Source organism: Citrobacter sp. TBCS-14 (genome assembly GCF_005280805.1).
In the GTDB taxonomy this organism is placed as follows: domain Bacteria; phylum Pseudomonadota; class Gammaproteobacteria; order Enterobacterales; family Enterobacteriaceae; genus Citrobacter; species Citrobacter gillenii.
Genome location: NZ_SZWM01000294.1, coordinates 53229 through 66757, shown reverse-complemented (window position 1 = coordinate 66757; position 13529 = coordinate 53229). Strand labels below are relative to the sequence as shown.

At 47.2% G+C, this 13529-nt stretch carries 10 protein-coding genes; 4 read left to right on the top strand and 6 right to left on the bottom strand.

The annotated features are described in order from the left end of the window. Window positions 1-66: 66 nt before the first annotated feature. The 6 genes from FDX22_RS13780 to FDX22_RS13755 all read right to left on the bottom strand — a co-directional run bounded on the left by FDX22_RS13780 (window position 67) and on the right by FDX22_RS13755 (window position 5090). A complete protein-coding gene (locus FDX22_RS13780; RefSeq protein ID WP_045892087.1) occupies window positions 67-279 on the bottom strand; it encodes a hypothetical protein in 213 nt (70 codons plus the stop codon). A gap of 85 nt (window positions 280-364) precedes the next feature. Next, entirely contained in the window at window positions 365-724 is a 360-nt protein-coding gene (locus FDX22_RS13775; RefSeq protein WP_146717343.1) for a hypothetical protein, read from the bottom strand. A 54-nt stretch (window positions 725-778) separates the two neighbouring features. Next, a complete protein-coding gene (locus FDX22_RS13770) occupies window positions 779-1243 on the bottom strand; it encodes a hypothetical protein (protein ID WP_146717342.1) in 465 nt (154 codons plus the stop codon). A gap of 277 nt (window positions 1244-1520) precedes the next feature. Continuing rightward, entirely contained in the window at window positions 1521-2741 is a 1221-nt protein-coding gene (locus FDX22_RS13765) for a hypothetical protein (RefSeq protein WP_228758116.1), read from the bottom strand. Window positions 2742-3043: 302 nt separating this feature from the next. Further along, window positions 3044-4654, bottom strand: a complete 1611-nt coding sequence (locus tag FDX22_RS13760; protein ID WP_146717391.1) for a YfjI family protein — start codon at window positions 4652-4654, stop codon at window positions 3044-3046. A gap of 226 nt (window positions 4655-4880) precedes the next feature. After that, window positions 4881-5090 carry an AlpA family transcriptional regulator gene (locus FDX22_RS13755; protein WP_004136909.1) on the bottom strand — a complete coding sequence of 70 codons (210 nt, stop codon included), beginning with the start codon at window positions 5088-5090 and terminating at the stop codon, window positions 4881-4883. Between the two features lie 277 nt (window positions 5091-5367). On the opposite strand from FDX22_RS13755, the gene FDX22_RS13750 reads away from it, so the two are divergent. The 4 genes from FDX22_RS13750 to FDX22_RS13735 all read left to right on the top strand — a co-directional run bounded on the left by FDX22_RS13750 (window position 5368) and on the right by FDX22_RS13735 (window position 12880). Continuing rightward, complete coding sequence (locus tag FDX22_RS13750; RefSeq protein WP_004114617.1) at window positions 5368-6129, top strand: hypothetical protein; 762 nt, start codon at window positions 5368-5370, stop codon at window positions 6127-6129. Window positions 6130-7055: 926 nt separating this feature from the next. Continuing rightward, entirely contained in the window at window positions 7056-9365 is a 2310-nt protein-coding gene (locus tag FDX22_RS13745) for a TerB N-terminal domain-containing protein (RefSeq protein WP_146717341.1), read from the top strand. Window positions 9366-9368: 3 nt separating this feature from the next. Next, the gene (locus FDX22_RS13740) at window positions 9369-10685 is read left to right on the top strand and encodes an ATP-binding protein (protein WP_146717340.1); all 1317 of its coding nucleotides are present in this window, start codon (window positions 9369-9371) and stop codon (window positions 10683-10685) included. Then, window positions 10682-12880, top strand: a complete 2199-nt coding sequence (locus tag FDX22_RS13735; protein ID WP_146717339.1) for a DEAD/DEAH box helicase — start codon at window positions 10682-10684, stop codon at window positions 12878-12880. The genes FDX22_RS13740 and FDX22_RS13735 overlap by 4 nt, the downstream gene beginning before the upstream one ends. Window positions 12881-13529: the final 649 nt, after the last annotated feature.

Sequence of the window (13529 nt, the reverse complement as noted above, 5' to 3'; positions counted from 1 at the left end):
CCCCTGCTCCGTGAGGAGGCAGGGGCAGATATGTTGTTCACTGTGGGAGGGCTATGGCGGGCAGGACTACAGCGTATCCAGAATCTTCAGTATCTGCGCCATCAGGGCGGTGATAAGTGCAGTGACCAGCAACGTGACTGCTTCCCGGGCTGTATCAATACTGTTGTCATCGTAGCCTGCCTGACGCAGGCGAATTTCAATAAACTGCCGGGCCTGATGCCCGCCGCACCAGGTCAGTGCCTGGCTCAGGGCCGTCACCAGCATTTTCAGAAAGATCATAGGGTTTGCTCTGGACTGCGCAGCGGCAGCCCGTTGGTCATGTGGCATTTTTTAGGTTGAGAAACGTTAATCAGGGGCGGGGGACTCAGTGGTAAGTGTAACGCCATCCCCCCTTATCAGTAGTGACGACGACTTCTGAAGCCACGCAGTTATTATAAAAACTCACGCTGACGGACTGCCCGTAACGCAGGGTGGCAGGCAAAATAGTTTCTTTATTGCTGGAGTACAGATATTTCTGGTTGGCAATGCGACAGTTTCCCCGGTTCACGTCAATATTTTCGACTTTCACGGTGTTATCCAGTGCAGTGACCACGACCGTGACGTAGCGTGTTCCGGCAGGGTGAACCTGGTTACTGGTTTCCACTTTAACGGGTGAGGTTGGCTCTGCCAGCGCCAGGGCTGACAGAACAAGTAGTGCGGGTACCAGCATGTGTTTAAATTTCATAATCTGTTCCTTTTATAAATCACGTAATCAGCAGACGTTAAATTCAGATACAGGCTAGAGTGCATCTTTACCCACACAGCCGTGTGTCCCGAATGCCGGTAGTACCTTAGCCGCCCCGGCCAGCGTGAAAGTGGCAGGCTTAGCACCGTCTCCTGTCACTGAGACCTGTTTGCCATTACGTAACTGATCCCAGGCCCGCGCCAGGTTATTACCGCCCACGCGACTGCCAGATTCGCTGATATCAATAAGTGCTCCACCGTCGATACTGACCTGAAGGCTTTTATCTTCATCCATACTGACCTGATGCCCGCTGGCGTCAGTAAATATGACCGTGGCCGGTTGCGAGCCATAATCCTCACAGCTCAGAGACAGTTGTGACTGACCTTCCCCGTTGATAACAAACTCTGATACTCCCTGCCCCCATCCACGGGTCCAGGTGGTTTGATTACCGAAGGCCATTGCCACTGCCGGTACCAGCGCACAGGTCAGTAATAAAGGGTGAATCATTTTTCTGTTCATTTTTGTGCACCTCTGGTTTTCGTAAAACTCTACCCGGAAAGGGTATCTGCATGTTTTTTAGTAGAAGACAGACAGTCATAAGCATCCCGTTGGGATTTTATAGCTGCAAAAAAGAAGGGGATAACGATGAAATTCGATCGAACCGATCGACAAAATTGATCGTGGTTCAGTAAATATATTTACCGTAAACCTCGCCCGAGTTTATCGATGGTCCGGTTTCACTTCGGAAGGGTGATATATATCTGAGATTTTATTGAACACAGGCTGAGGAAATGCATCACTGAGGCGGTATGGCGCAGACACCGTCCTCTGTGACAGGAGGAACACTAAAAAAGCGGTTATAGAAGAGATTACAGGCTCTGTGGTCGCTGGTGTCAATGTGAAAATATTTTGCCATGTACTGGCTGAGTATATGCTGAAATTCGTCGTAGATTTGTTGAGACCCCCGCTTGTGCTTCACCCTGATTTCATCGACTAAACGATAACATTGCTCCAGCAGGTGGTCGGCGTCGCCGTTCAGCAACGCATGAAACGCGGCAACGGCAAATAATTCATTCGCAGGCCCGGCATTAAGCCAGACGCTGACTTCGGTACAAACCAGCGTTTCCCATAGTGACATCAAATTCAGGCGTAAGGCTTCCTCTTTTAACAGACGGGTTAGTGGAGGGAATGCGTAAATATCAGTGTCAAATAGCCTGCGTGACAGACTTAAATCAGCAAAGGCAAGATGCTTAACTCCGTACAATGCTTCCTGTACAGCATCTGAACCGTATTTATCCGTTAACGCTTTCAGTAAGGTCGATTTAACCGGTTGAGGTGTTTCCATTGCTTTTATGCCACTCAGCACTCCTGACTGACAGCAGGGGATAAAATCCTTCATCATCCGGTTTATAGCAGCAGGTGCGATGATAATGTTTCTGGCGATATTTGCACCGCCCTTAGAGTTAGGGTAAATGTGGCATAGCTCAAGATCCAGCCAGGGGATTAACCTTTTTGTCGTATCAGCAACTCTGTGCCCGTTCAGCATATTATACGTTTTTTGGTGGACAGCTTTGCGCTGATATAACCGAATGAGGTCTGCAATATCCGTCGGACCGGTGATACTCCCCAGTCCAAGGGAATTATTTTTTAGCATAGCTTCCAGATTGAGCCAGTAAGAGTGCTTAACCAGTCTTATAATAGCATCGTCATCGATTAACCTCCGGGCTTTATCCCGATGTTCCTTACAACAATAAAACTGATTGCGGGTTTCAGATATACTGATACCACAGGCGGGATACTGGCATATTAATGCTGCTCTTTCCGTTCGTCTGGCTGCATTTAACTGTCTGCCCTGATAATGTACCGGGCATAGCCGTAATATCCGTTCGGCGGGTGAATGGCCGATCTGTGCCATGCAGTTATTTCTTTTACATACGGCCATAATTAAACTCTTATTTAATGTGATAATGTCTTTGCTTTTGTTGTTAATAACAATGATGCTATTTTTATATGTCATTAAATATATTTATTAATCAACATTAATTAAATGTTAATGTATTTGTCTCAAATGAGTAAGAAATACACTAGCAAAACACATTGTGTGAAATTACATGTTTTGATGGCTGTTAATGGTTCATATCCACAGAGCTTTCCACCAGTCGTCATTATCTGTTTTTTAGCACTGTATTCTGAGAAAACCCCGCGCGGATTGCGACCAGTCGCGACTGGCGCGGGGTTTTTGCCTCTGTGGCTGTTTTTCCAAGACGTTTAACCGGTTTACGCTCTGGCCATTCGGGTCTCTGTAGTGAGGTGTCCCGATTAATATTCCAGCCTGTTAAAGTCAAAGTATTCAAAACCATACCTGCCAGTGACATTCTCTGGCGATGCAATAATCGGATTATGTCCGTTCTCCAGGAATGCCGGTGGAATACACCATGAGTGGCGACATTCCAGGGAGGGCATGGCAATATACACCGCAGAATGACGGCCGGGACGAATAAAACAAATCAGACCCAGTGCGATTAACTGCTCAAGAACAGATTGTGATTTACTGGCGTCACGCAGCCGGTTCGGGCCGTTCCGGTTTACCTCATTTTTCCTGAGTGGATATCCCTCATTATCGAGAAATTTCTCCTTAAGCCACCTGAACATCTCGTAAACGTCCTCCATAAATGCATTCCGTTCAGAAGAAGGGAAAAACAGCCTTTCCGCTTCTTCAAGATGCCATTCCACAATTTTGAAGGCGGCCTGGATGACCCCCCGCGAAATACATAAACTCTCAGGTGAATACATATATGTCAGAATGGCCGCAACCCTGAGGGCATTCGCCCCCGCTTTGGCTGCAATTTCACTGATATGCTCCATCTGCTGTCCGGGGGCTGTTTTACGGCTGAGCTCTGACTGTTTATCTGCCCAGTAAGTGGTCGCATCATCAGATAATCTGAGCGTTTGTTTCTGTGTATCGTGACTATAAAAACGCGCCTTTTGCTTATCAAGTAACTGGTTAATTTTACTGTGGAACACATTTAATGCTTCATCAGAATGAGCATGGTCCGTATTTGTGCGGCGACGTCCCAGCGTGCTGATGGTATTGATATAAAGAAACCGCGACAGAAAACCACTTCCCTTGCTGAGTTCACCGTGGTTACGGCGGTAATTTTCAAAGACCGGGGGCTGAACCATTAATGCCAGGGTCAGGCAGGCGTTGATATCGTACTCCTCACCGCCCGGGCGGTGGTATTCATAGGTCTCCCCGTCCCAGGCTTTATTCAGTAAACCGAGGTTGTTTTTCAGATACCCTTTAAAAAAGGTAATTGCCTCATCTGAGAGCACCCCGGCTTCAGAATACCGGCTCAAACCTTCCAGGAGCGCCTTTGCGGTGGTGTCGTCATAAAGCATCGCCAGGCGGGTCGGAGGCTGCTGCCGGGTTTCTGCATGTTCATCTAACAGCCGTTCTTCCTCCGTCCCCTCAGAACCGCTTTTGATGGCAGTGTACAGATTACTGGTCAATGCTTTCTGGTGTATTTTCCAGATATTATCAGCACGCAGGTGTGCCTTCATCAGACTGTCGTGCTGCTGCTTCATTTGCTCAGCGAACCGGTAAAAAGGCTTCATCACTTTTTTGCTGATACTGGTCTTACCTTCACCGGAGACCGCCAACGTCAGTAAATACAGTGCACAGTGCATCGGATCCGATGAGTGTGGTGGTACCACCTCAATATGAGCCTGACAGGCGAGGGAAGAGGCTGCCAGTACGGCCCCCGCTATCAGTTCCGCCGGGATACCCGTCTCGTTATAAAGAGCATCAATGACATCCCGCATCACCGGCGGGAACGCGCAGACAGGGTAACCCTCCGGGGTTCTATTTTGTACGGGAATATAAGGCTCCGGCATTTTCGGAATGACAGTGTGTGGCAGTATATTCTGCATGTAATATTCTCCTTGGTTACTGTTTTCAGTAACGGGTAGTTGTGAATATAATAAAATAGCCAAGCGTCAAAATTTATTTAAAGTAATAATCTTACCCAATAAATAATCGTATTCAGTTTCCTTGCAACTGGCAAAAATATGTCGCAGCGAGCACATATTTAAATCAGAGACGTTGTTATATAACCTGCGTATCCTCCTTTAATTTTTACCAATACTATCTCATCGCTTATGATGCCTGCTGGCGTTCCAGCAGCCATGCATCCAGCTCTGACTCAAGCCAGCCGACGGACTGCATACCCAGCCTGCGCTGTTTCGGGAAGGTCGGGTCGTAACGCGGTGACTTCGGGTTGATCCAGTCATAGATGGTTGAGCGGGCGATGCCCGTTTTGTTAACAACGGCGCGTATGCGCAGTATCCTGATACCTTGTACAGACATATCTGTTAATTCCCCCTGTTCTTTCGATATGGACGCAATTGTATGGTGCCGGAACAGGTAATGGCACCCGCCTGGTGGCTGTAGCAAAAAAGGCATTTTATAACAATGAGATAGGAGGTTTTTTTTTAGGTTTTTTCCCGTTTTTTGTTGGTGACGAATGTTTTTTTTCGAGAATGGTGTCGGAAGCGTCTGGCTAAGGGCAAGAATGAGTCGTTCCAGGTGTCAGGCAAGGAAATTTACTGGAGTATAGAAATTGTCATTCGAAAAGAGGGACTTCATGGCTGATTTAGACAGGGATTTTACCCCTGATGAGTTACTCATCGTATTTCGTAAAAAGAGGAAAGCGTTACGTTTTCATCTCGGGGTCAGACAGAAACATATCGCCAGGCAATGGCTGAATAAAGATACTGAAATTGTTATCGTGCTACAAACAGGGAGACAAACGAAGGATGAAGATTTAGCGCGGCGACTTGCTGATGAGCACGGAGAGAAAAAATGGCGGCGTTATCTGAAAATTTTCAGTCTTTCAGAATGGATGATAAAGGGGATCAGGAACGATATGTCTGAGGCTGAACAATACTGGGAGCAGGGAACATCGGCTCTCGAATCTGATCCAGATCATGCGGTGCAATTAATGCTGAAGGCTATCGCGTTGTTGGATCGCGGTCTGAAACGCAGTGAATCCGCAGCAGGTAAAAGAATCAAGGAACGGCATAAACTCAATTCTGCTTATGGCGGAAAGGTCAAAGCGACACGTTTTGATGGCGTTAAAGACGAAGTGATAAAACACCTGGAAGCGCAACCTGAGGGCTGGGAAACTAAAACCGATGCCATCAACGCAATTATTAAAGCGTTAAGGCCCTATATTGAGGAGCATGGATGGCCTTCCGCACAGGATAAAAACGACTCACGGGACGCGGCAATGGTGGAGGCAAGCCAGAGCAAGTTGTTGGCTGAATGGTCAGTCAAAGACAAAAGAGTGAAGGCGGCGTTCGCGAAGGCAGTACAAAAACGTATCGGGGTGTCGCAAAATCGATAGCCCGGTACCTTGAGAGCGCGTACGTGATTCCATGTGACTGCTTTTTCTCAGATGTGGCTGTGCAGAAGAGCATAGAGCTGATAATAAGACGATACGAGCTCCCCTGAACATCATCGTCTTTTTAGCGATACTGACAGGGTTGATAGCGATACAACTTTTTAATGAGTAATCTGTCGGGAGTACCTTGCACTTTTTAATGGTATGCCGAATCACACTGTCCAATCTGGCAATGGTATTCGTCGTGTAAAACCGCCTCTGCCGCTGGTACCCCAGGTCATGGGTTAATGCTTTGTAGTCCTTCTAAGATACGAGCCGCAGGCTATTACGCACCATGTGAATGATACAGAACTTAATCCGCTCTCCGGATAAACTGCATTAATGGCGTCAGAGATGCTCTTCAGCTCATCAACGTAGGTGATGAGGATATCTTAACTTCGGCACAACTCAGCTCATAGCTTAATTAGTTGATAAAAATCAGCGTGGGGCCCCTCGCTATATCTGCTCATAGATCAGGTTTGACCTGACGCAGCTATTACACAAAACTAAACCAGCTACTCTTAAAATCCGAGAATGTACAGTCTCTAACGGCTTTCCAATAGTTACCGAAATTCTCAACGACTAGGTAAATGTCATCATACAGCGGTCAGTTCTGCATCCGCAGTATATTTGCTCGTATGTTAACCTAGCATTAGTACAACATCATTCTTAGGCGAATGGCCCAGCAGGCTTTTTACTCCTTAAAAATTCACTTCTGGTTGAGTAAATTATTCAATGATTTTTGTTATTTAAATCAATTGGTTAATTTTAATTGCGATTTGCTTTTAACCCTAGCGATTTAGACGTATTATTTTGAGATTAATCCACTTGCCATGCATTCCCTACCACATTTCAAATGTGAATGGAGAATGATTTTAAGGTTATATATCATGGAGTTATTGAAGTTTCTGGCGGCGATTTTAGTAATTTACTTGTTGTTTTTTAGAAAGAAAAAACGTAAATCTCCAAAGTCTTATGCTTCAAGCCCCGTGAAAGCACCGCCAAAAGAATGGCTCGCTGACATCAAGAAAAAAGAGGCGGTTGTGCGAAACGATGATAGTGAAGACGATAACCTTGCAACTTTTACATTGAGCGGTGGTCGGGGTGTTGAACTTCGGGTGACAACCAATCATTACCGGAACACCTCAAAGTCAGCAGGTGCACTAGCTCGATGGGTACTTCCGGGTGAGATGATAACTGTAGCTGGTGTAGCAATTAGCGGTGGCCACATTTACTTGGGGCAACGTATGAAGCCCTCCGGTCAGGAATCAGGCGGCTATTATGACGATGGAAATGAGGCATCATTAATTGATGACACATGTAAGATAAAACCTACTTCTTATCTTTACGAGGACAGTTCATTAGGATACTGGCCCAGTTTTTCCTCTCTTTCCCCAGAAGCACGCGGTGCGTATGTCAGTTGGCTCGCCAGCGATAGGTCTGATCCATCGTGTCCTATCGGCTATGTTTTTATCTACCTCTACGGCCTGGAAAGAAAAGCGCTCATAGATTCCACTGACCCAAAATTCCCTGATGCTGAGTTCCGTAATCTGTTCAAAGAAGTCGCTCGGTTAAGATCCGTATTCATTGAGAACCGCTCATTCCGTGGATATTCGGCCCAGTTACTCGAAGCCATGTCTATTCTGCGCCCGAACATGGGCTTAGCCACTGAGCTCGATAGCAATTCAGGTTTCAGCAACAGCATGCAATTTAAGCTGGCTCTGGCAAAAACTGTACATGAAGGAGTTCCTGTATCAGCTGAACTGGCGTTGAACTGGTTAATAAACCACACCGAGTATTCGCTGCGTACCCCGGCTCGCCGCTGTGCTAAAGAGTTTGCTGCGCTTTTCAAACGGCGTTACACCCTCAAATATGGTGAAGGGATGGTCGTTAAGGCGAATAAAACGCGCCTAAGGTTAGATTACACACCAGCAAGTCCTAGTTTGCGAGGTGTTCGACTCCCTGTTCCCGACCTGCCTGATCCAAGTGCGTTGAAGAGCCCTGTCCAGAAAATTATGGCTCTTGCCGACATATGTACGGATGAACTTGATGCTTATAGTCGCTACCTTGGTAGGAAAGGTACGTCAGTCAATGATACGGCTGCAATTATGTTGCTCCCTTCAGAGATCGTTAATGAAAGCGCAGAAAAAATATTAAGCTCATTCAAACGCTGGGCTGATGAGGCGATCCTCGTCAAGGAGGGGTTAGTCTCAGTTGCTGACTTTTGGGCACATATGAATGCCAGTTGCCCCAATAAGATCAATAAAAAAGAGGCCGATTTGATGCAGGCCTTTGCTCTGAAGATGGGCTACGGTCTGGCACCTGACCCGTATTATCACCATGTGAAGGCGGATGTTGATGGGACACTTGTTCTATTCCCTGCCGCCGAAGGTGGACGCTTCTCACCTTCTTCTGAATTTATCTCAGCAGTAATGACGCTCAGATTAGGGGCGATGGTCGCCTTGATTGACGATTCTCTTGATCAAGCTGAACAGAAAGTGCTTGAGAATGCCATCAACAACAATACTGGCTTCACCGATGATGAAAAACGCTCTCTACATGCGTATTTAACGTGGCAACTTCATACCCCAGCCAATATGACAGGAATGAAAAGCAGGATTGAGTTGATGGGGGCCGCGGAAAAAGCTGCTGTGGGTAAAGTTATCGTTAGTGTTGCCTGTTCGGATAGGACAATAGCGCCTGCCGAAATCAAACAGCTTGAGAAGATTTATTCAAGTTTGGGGCTGGATCCCTCATCTGTCTCGAGCAATATCCATCAGCATTCCGCAACTGAACATGATCTCGTCTCGTCTGTACCAACTGATCAGCCAGCAGTAGGGTTCACACTGGATGCTAATGTACTTGCCCGCCACGAATCTGCCACGGATGATGTTCGTAAATTGCTGAACACAATTTTCACCGAAGAAGAACCGGAAGAGCCAGAAAGCGCTCCAGCCTCATTAACGGAGGCGGGGGGGCTAGACTCCGCACATAGCCAGCTTTATCGCAGTTTGCTGGAGAAAGAACAGTGGTCCCGGAAAGAGGCGACAGAATTGTGCGGAAATTTGAATTTGATGCTCGGCGGTGCGCTTGAGGTGATTAATGACTGGTCCTATGCGGTGGTTGATGCTCCGGTACTGGACGATGCCGATGATGATATCTGGGTTGACCTGGAAATTGCCAAAGAATTAGAGGGATAGTGAATGTCTGTAACACGTATAAGAGTGAAAGAACGCGACGCTATTATTCAGTCACTTAAGTCAGGTGTAACGCCAAGGATAGGCATTCAGCATATCCAGGTTGGCCGCGTGAATGAGATCACCGCTCTCCACCAGGATATTGAGAGGATTGCTGACGGTGGTGCAAGCTTCAGACTTATCATCGGTGAATATGGTTCTGGTAAAACGTTCTTTCTGAGTGTTGTGCGCTCTATTGCGCTAGAGAAGAAGCTGGTGTCAATCAGTGCAGACCTTTCTCCTGACAGACGCATTCACTCATCGGGAGGTCAGGCTCGTAATCTCTATTCTGAGCTTATGAAAAACATGTCCACCAGAAACAAGCCGGATGGTAATGCGTTACTTAGCGTTGTTGAAAGATTCGTTACGGAGGCAAGGAAGGAAGCTGACACGAACGGCTCCGAGGTTTCATCAGTTATTCATAAACGCTTGGCAGCACTATCAGATATGGTCGGCGGATATGACTTTGCGAAGGTCATTGATGCATTCTGGCGCGGGCATGAGCAGGATAACGAAACACTAAAATCCAATGCTATTCGCTGGTTGCGGGGAGAATACACCACTAAAACTGATGCCCGTAACGATCTCGACGTTCGGACTATTATCTCAGACGCTTCATTCTATGACTCTTTGAAGCTGATGAGCCTTTTTGTCCGCCAGGCAGGCTATGCCGGTCTTTTGGTCAGCCTCGACGAAATGGTGAACCTCTTTAAACTGAATAATACGCAAGCAAGAACAGCGAACTACGAACAGGTTTTGCGGATCCTGAATGACTGCCTGCAAGGCTCAGCCGAGAATATTGGTTTTATCCTCGGGGGGACGCCAGAGTTCCTTTTCGATCCTCGCAAAGGTCTTTACAGCTATCAGGCGCTCCAATCACGTCTGGCGGAAAATCGGTTCGCGCAAAAAGCAGGAGTGATTGACTACTCGTCTCCCACTTTGCATCTTGCCAGCCTCACCCCTGAGGAACTGTATATTTTACTGAGAAATCTTCGTCATGTTTATGCAGGCGGAGATCCAGAGAATTATCTGGTTCCAGATGAGGCACTGACTGGATTTCTGCATCACTGTAGTAAAACCATTGGAGACGCTTACTTCCGTACCCCCCGTAATACCATAAAAGGTTTCCTGGACATGCTGGCCGTGCTGGAACAAAACAGAACGATGAACTGGCAAACACTAATCGAGGGTGTGGCGATTGAAGAGGACAGGCCCAGCGGAATGGATGACGCCATTATAGAGGAAAGCGATGACGACGACGGACTGGCGAACTTCAAATTATGAGCAGTGCCTATGATAGTCTCGATCCCCGCGTCCGTAAGTGGGTTTACAAGCAGGGGTGGTCTACATTAAGGCCCTTGCAGGAGAGTTCTATCCCGGCAATTTTAGCCCGTGATCGAGACGTGCTAATCAGTGCAGGCACAGCAGCGGGTAAAACAGAGGCTTTCTTTCTTCCTGCCTGTTCGGCAGTTGCAGATCTCACTAATGGATTTGGCATCGTCTATATCAGTCCGTTGAAGGCATTGATTAACGATCAGTACCGTCGTCTTGAGAGCCTTGGAGATGCATTGGAAATGCCAGTGACTCCTTGGCACGGGGATGTACCACAAAGCAAAAAGAAGAAGGCTCGGACAAACCCTGCTGGCATTTTACTGATTACACCTGAGTCACTTGAGTCTTTGCTCATAAATTCAATGGGCTGGCTCAAACAGGCGTTTTCGTCAGTCGCATACATCGTTATTGATGAGTTTCATGCTTTCATTGGCTCAGAGCGTGGTGTACAGCTGCTTTCTCTGCTCAATAGAATTGACCATGTGTTAGGACGCCTGGTAAATCCAATTCCCCGCGTTGCGTTGAGTGCCACGCTGGGGGAACTGGAGAAAGTACCCGAACTTTTGCGCCCGGACAAACGACTACCCTGCGTAACTGTTACAGATAGTAAGAGCGAGGCCACTCTTCAGGTACAGGTCAAAGGTTATCTGGAGCGAGTGCTCCAAAAAGAAGAAGAACTTCAGAGTTCAGCTGAACATGACGTTTGCGCTGACATTTTTAGACTTTGCCGTGGCGATTCTCATTTGGTCTTTGCAAACAGTCGAAAGCGGACTGAAAGCATTGCTGCCACGCTGAGCGACATGTGTGAGGAACATATTGTTCCCAATGAATTCTTTCCCCACCATGGTTCCCTTGCCAAGGAATTGCGGGAAGCGCTTGAAACTCGTCTTCAGAAAGGAAATTTGCCCACAACAGCTGTTTGTACAATGACGCTTGAGTTGGGAATTGATATCGGTAAGGTTAAGTCGGTTATCCAAGTTACGCCTCCGCATACTGTTTCCAGTCTGCGTCAGCGTATGGGACGTTCTGGGCGACGCGACTCCCCATCAGTTCTAAGAATGCTAATTACAGAAAATGAGCTCACTGTGACTGGCAGTATCGTTGACCACCTACGGCTGCATTTGGTCCAGTCGATGGCAATGATCAGATTGATGATCTCTAAACAATGGTTTGAGCCTGCCGATTCCCAGCAGATGCATTACTCCACGCTGCTACACCAGATTCTTGCAATTACCGCGCAATGGGGCGGAGTTCGTGCTGATCAACTCTGGTCACAGCTATGTCAAACAGGCCCGTTCCGTAATGTGGATATAGGCGATTTCAAAAGCCTGCTTAAACATATGGGGGCATGTGGCTTGCTCACTCAACTCGCTAGTGGAGAAATGGTTGTTGGGGCAGAGGGGGAGAAACTGACTAACCATTACACGTTTTATGCCGTGTTCAACACACCAGAAGAGTTCCGCATTGTCACCGGAAACAGAACCCTTGGAACAGTGCCTGTGGATTCCCCACTGCTACCAGATCAACACATCATCTTCGGTGGGCGGCGCTGGAGAGTGACAGAGATCGAGACAGAGAAAAAAGTTATCTATGTAGAGGCGACCAAAGGCGGTCAGCCACCACAATTTAGTGGGGGGGGAATGTCTGTTCATGATGCCGTTCGTCAGGAAATGCTCGCTATCTATAGGGAAGGTGATTACCGCATAGCAATAGGTAGCAAGAGAGTAGATTATGCCGATTCTGCCGCCAGAAGCCTATTTGCGGAAGGCAGTCGTAACTTCCAGAGTTATAACCTGCAAAATGAGTATTTTCTTACGAGCGGCCAATACTGTTACATCCTCCCATGGATGGGAGATAAGGTTGTCAATACGATTACAGCCTTGCTCATACGTTGTGGCTTTAAAGCTAATTCATTGGCTGGAGTTATAGAAATTGACGGCTCAAGTATCACTTCTGTTCAACAGGCCCTTAAAGACCTGCTGCTGTCAGGCTTGCCCTCAGCGTTTGATCTTGCTGTAAATGTTCCAGAAAAGTACTTAGATAAATATGATGAATATTTACCAGAGTTTCTGCTTGCGAAAGGTTTTGGGGAAAAAGCGTATGACATTGAAGGCGCGTGTACCTGGCTGAAAGAACATCTTCAGTAAACTGGTTACATAAAAAGGGGGAGATGTTCCCCCTTAAGCTTGAGGCCGATTGATGATATCAATTTTTGCTCTTGGCTCGGATCTGCCAGAAATCGAGGTCATAAGGTCTGCTTTGAGCGAGGAACGGACCTTCAAAGTTTTGTGCACGCTTACATCACGATGAATCAATCGACTGGTAGAATATCGGCTGTTATAAGTTTCGCATGACCTGCAAATTTGAATACTGAAACCGTAAACTTTATCTCATCATTGTTGCTAACCTGATGGCCTTAGTATGAAAGATATCAACGTATACGAGCTGGACAGCACGATAGCAATTTATTTTGGCCAAGATTTTGATCTTACGGTACCGGTGAAAGCGTGGAAACTCGGCTTTGTTCTGAAGTGCCGCGATGCGATGAATGGCGTAAACTTCAGTCGGTTCGCAACCGGGGAGTTTCAGTGCTAGAACTAAGAGCTATGCAGGCGCAATCTCAAACACCTGTTCCGCTTTTTCACTGCACTGGTTGTGCGGAAACATAGGTTCTGCCTGCTCTGCTGTATTCTGCCGGCGCAACTCCATGAGCCCCTGTCTCGGAGGGCCATCTGGGATCCGGAGTGTATGCAGGCAACACCGGTGTCCGGACGTAAGGTTGTCTGGCTGCAACAG